We start from the raw sequence: 2,856 nt of genomic DNA on the forward strand, positions 1-2,856 counted from the left end.
CATCAGCAGCAGGCGGCTGTCCTGGGCGAGGGCGCGGGCCAGGGCCACGCGCTGGCGCATGCCGCCGGACAGTTCGTGGACGCGCTTGCCGTACGCCCCGCCGAGCCGGACCAGCTCCAGCAGCCGTTCGGCCTCGGGCTTGCGGTCGTCCTTGGGCACCCCGCGCAGGCGCAGGGCGAGTTCGATGTTCTTGCCCGCGGTGAGCCACGGGAAGAGGGCGTGCTCCTGGAACATCAGGGCCGGGCGGCCGCCGGGGGTCTCGATGGACCCCGCGGACGGCTTGTCGAGTCCCGCGACCAGGTTGAGCAGGGTGGACTTGCCACACCCCGAGGCCCCCAGGATGGTGACGAACTCTCCGGGAGCGACATCGAGGCTGATGTCGTCCAGGACGAGCTGCGATCCGGCCGGGCCGGAGAAGGACTTCGAGACGTGCTCGATGCGGGCGGCGTGCGTCTGCTCCGCTACGGTGCCCTCGGCAGCCTTGGCGAGCGTGGTGGCCATGGTCGTCACCTCCTGGGTTTGCTGGACTGCGGAGTTACTTGGCGCCGAGACCGGCGTCGGAGACCTCGGGCTTGCCCGCGGCCTTGAGGACCTTGTTCAGGAGCGTCAGGTCGTAGATGCCGGCCAGGTCGGGCTGCTCGATGAGCTTGGCCTTGACCGCCCAGTCGGACTCCGTCTTCAGCGTGCTCGCGAGCGGGTCGTCGGTGACGAGGATGGACTTCCACGCCGGGTCGATGATCTTCGCGTCGAGCGGCTTGCCGCTGTCCGCCGCCAGCTTCGCGTTCGCCGAGGCCTTGGCCTGGTCCGGGTTGGCGTTGATCCACTCGTTGGTCTTCACCGTGCCCTTGAGTACGGCCTCCACCACGTCCGCGTGCTCCTTGAGGAACTTCTGCGACACGATGATGTTCGTGATCACGAACTTCTTGTCGGGCCACAGGGCCGTCTCGTCGAGGAGGACGGAACCACCGTCGGAGACGAGCTTGGAGGCCGTCGGCTCCGGCACCCAGGCGCCGTCGATCGAGCCCTGCTTGAAGGCGTCCGGGGTGACCTTGTTGTCGGTGCGGACGACGGAGACGTCGCCCTTGCCGGACTCCGGGTCGACCGACCAGCCCTTCTCGGAGATCCAGTTGAGGAACGCGACGTCCTGCGTGTTCCCCTTCTGCGGGGTGGCGATCTTCTTGCCCTTGAGGTCGTCCAGGGTCTTGATCTTGTCCGGGTTCACGACCAGCTTGACGCCGCCGGAGGCGGAGCCGGAGATGATCCGCAGGTTCTGGCCCTTGGACTTCACGTAGCCGTTGATCGACGGCGAGGGGCCGATGAAACCGATGTCGAGAGAGCCGCCGTTGAGGGCTTCGATCTCGGACGGACCGGCGTTGAAGGACTGCGGCTTGATCGCGGTGCCGTTCAGTTCCTTCGCGATCAGGCCCTCCTGGAGGCCGACCAGAGCGGTGGCGTGCGTCAGGTTCGGGAAGTACCCGATGCGGACCTCGGAGGCGGAGAGCTTCTTGCCGCCGGCGGCGGCGTTCGAGGCCGCGGTGTCCTTGGGCTCGTCCTTCTTGGCCTCGGAGCCGTAGCCGCAGGAGGCGAGGGCGCCGATCAGGAGCGGCAGGGCGGCGGCGGCGATTCCGCGGCGCAGGGTGGTGCGGGTGGTACCGGTGGCAGGCACGGGAGGACTTCCTCTCGTAGCGTCATGGCGTCATGACGCACGTCTTCGTTTCTGGAGCAAGGACGGGTACGGCTCGTGGGGGGTGAGGGCGCGCATGCGGTGCGCGTACGTCATCGCGCACATCGCGCCACCCCTCCCTGGCCGCTGCCGAGGACGCCGCTGCCCACGCGGCCGCCCTCCTTCGCGAAGGTGGAGTAGATGTCGGGGAGCATGGGTTAGAAGTCCCACCCTTCTTCATCCGCCTGGACGGTCGTCTTGGCCTGGGAGGCGAAGGACTCGCCCGCCATGCCCGCCGCCAGGGTGGTGCCGTCGGCCGGGTCGATCAGCAGGAAGGACCCGGTGCGGCGCGAGTCGGCGTACGCGTCGAGCGCGAGCGGCTCGGCGGTGCGGACGACGACGCGGCCGATGTCGTTGGCCACCAGCTGGCCGGGGGCCGGGTGCTGGGAGAGGTCGTCGAGGGTCAGTCGCGAGGGGATCTCCTTGACGATCGCCTTGACCGTGCGGGTGGTGTGCTTGAGCAGCACCCGCGCGCCCACGGCCAGGGGCTGGTCGGCCACGTGGCAGACCGTCGCGACGACGTCCTGCGTGGTGGCCGGCGCGCTCGCGGACGGCGCGATCAGATCGCCGCGCGAGATGTCGATGTCGTCCTTGAGGCGGACCGTCACCGACTGCGGCGCCCAGGCGATGTCGACGGACTCGCCGAGGGCGTCGATGGCTTCGATGGTGCTGGTGCGGCCGGAGGGCAGGACGGTGACGGCTTCGCCGACGCGCAGGACGCCGGAGGCGATCTGGCCGGCGTAGCCCCGGTAGTCGGGGTGCTCGGCGGTCTGCGGGCGGATCACGTACTGCACCGGGAAACGCGCCGGGCAGGCGGTGAGGTCGTGGCTGACCGGGACGGTCTCCAGGTGCTCCAGCACCGTCGGGCCGCCGTACCAGTCCATGTGCGCGGACGGCTCGACGACGTTGTCGCCGGCCAGGGCCGAGATCGGGATGGCGGTGATCTCCGGAACGCCCAGCTCGGAGGCGTAGGCGGTGAACTCTTCGGCGATCTTCGCGAAGACGGTCTCCCGGTAGTCGACGAGGTCCATCTTGTTGACGGCGAGGACGACGTGGGGGACGCGCAGCAGGGCGGCGACGGCGGCGTGGCGGCGGGTCTGTTCGATGACGCCGTTGCGGGCGTCGACGAGGAC

Annotated in this window: 3 protein-coding genes; all 3 read right to left on the bottom strand. The window is 69.5% G+C overall.

Translation table 11 applies throughout. The annotated features are described in order from the left end of the window. The coding region (locus tag AB4039_RS41865) for an ABC transporter ATP-binding protein (RefSeq protein ID WP_442273265.1) at nucleotides 1-501 on the bottom strand (501 nt) is incomplete at its 3' end. A gap of 34 nt (nucleotides 502-535) precedes the next feature. Next, nucleotides 536-1,666, bottom strand: coding sequence for an aliphatic sulfonate ABC transporter substrate-binding protein (locus AB4039_RS41870; protein ID WP_266843334.1), 1,131 nt, complete (start codon nucleotides 1,664-1,666; stop codon nucleotides 536-538). 215 nt (nucleotides 1,667-1,881) lie between these two features. Beyond that, the coding region (locus AB4039_RS41875) for a sulfate adenylyltransferase subunit 1 (protein WP_442273266.1) at nucleotides 1,882-2,856 on the bottom strand (975 nt) is incomplete at its 5' end.

Source organism: Streptomyces sp. M-16 (genome assembly GCF_052114405.1).
Lineage (GTDB): Bacteria > Actinomycetota > Actinomycetes > Streptomycetales > Streptomycetaceae > Streptomyces.